This window comes from Neisseria sp. P0022.S010, from assembly GCF_051956635.1.
The window spans coordinates 1-1630 of sequence record NZ_JBQCXF010000617.1; the positions used below are offsets into that span (position 1 = coordinate 1).

The 1630-nt window shown below is 51.2% G+C and carries 1 protein-coding gene; it reads left to right on the top strand.

All coding sequences use genetic code 11. The annotated features are described in order from the left end of the window. A partial coding sequence (gene guaB / locus ACTHUT_RS19985; RefSeq protein ID WP_440419561.1) for an IMP dehydrogenase occupies positions 1 to 1291 on the top strand: 1291 nt, incomplete at its 5' end. Positions 1292 to 1630 lie beyond the last annotated feature (339 nt).

Below are 1630 nucleotides of genomic sequence, written 5' to 3' on the forward strand. Positions count from 1 at the left end.
TTCTATGGCTCAAGAAGGCGGCATCGGCATTATCCATAAAAACATGACGCCGGAGTTGCAAGCGCGTGCCGTTTCCAAAGTGAAGCGCCATGAGAGCGGCGTGGTGAAAGATCCCGTTACCGTTGCGCCGACCGCATTGATCCGCGAAGTTTTAGAAATGCGCGCACAACGCAAACGCAAAATGTCCGGTCTGCCTGTTGTTGAAAACGGCAAAGTGGTCGGTATCGTGACCAACCGCGACCTGCGTTTTGAAAACCGTGTCGATCTGCCGGTTTCTGCCATCATGACCCCCCGCGACCGTTTGGTTACCGTTCCTGAAGGTACCAGCATCGACGAAGCCCGCGAAATCATGCATGCGCACAAAGTTGAGCGCGTTTTGGTATTGAACGACCAAGATGAACTCAAAGGTCTGATTACAGTTAAAGATATTCTGAAAACAACCGAATTCCCTAATGCCAACAAAGATGCCGAAGGCCGCCTGCGCGTCGGTGCCGCGGTAGGTACCGGCGGCGATACCGAAGAGCGCGTCAAAGCATTGGTGGAAGCAGGCGTGGACGTGATTGTGGTCGATACTGCCCACGGCCATAGCCAAGGCGTTATCGATCGTGTGCGTTGGGTAAAAGAAACTTATCCGCACATCCAAGTCATCGGCGGCAACATCGCGACTGCCAAAGCCGCTTTGGATTTGGTGGCTGCAGGTGCGGATGCCGTTAAAGTCGGTATCGGCCCGGGCTCGATTTGTACGACCCGTATCGTGGCCGGCGTGGGCGTGCCTCAACTGACTGCGATTCACAATGTTTCCGAAGCCCTGAAAGGTACCGGCGTTCCCCTGATTGCCGACGGCGGTATCCGCTTCTCCGGCGATATTGCCAAAGCTCTGGCAGCAGGTGCATATAGCGTCATGCTTGGCGGTATGTTTGCCGGTACGGAAGAAGCACCGGGCGAAATCGAACTCTACCAAGGCCGCTCTTACAAGTCTTACCGCGGCATGGGTTCGTTGGGTGCGATGAGCCAAGGTTCAGCCGACCGCTACTTCCAAGACAAAACCGACAGCACAGACAAATATGTTCCTGAAGGCATCGAAGGCCGCGTTCCTTACAAAGGCCCGATTGTGAACATCATCCACCAGCTGACCGGCGGTCTGCGCTCCAGCATGGGTTACTTGGGTTGTGCCAATATTGCTGAAATGCACGAGAAAGCAGAATTTGTGGAAATCACTTCTGCCGGTATGAGCGAATCTCACGTTCACGACGTACAAATCACTAAAGAAGCGCCTAACTACCATCGTTAAACCAGTACAAAAAGGTCGTCTGAAAATATTTCAGACGGCCTTTCTGTTTTTATAAGGTTTTAAAAATGAAGCAAATATTGCTTACCGCCGTTTGGCCTGGTGTTTCAGGTTGGGTATTTGCAGAACTTGCCGGATAAATTGGGAAGACAAACGCTTCACGCGCTGAAATGACATGTATCAACCAGTACGTTTTGAACTGAGCGATTAAACCGAGTTTCAGACGGCCTTTTAAAAATCGTATTACAATAAGCCAAAATTAAAAACACATTCCATTATGTCCAAAAAAATCCTGATTATTACCCCAAGCTGGATTGGCGACTGCGTCATGACCCAACCGCT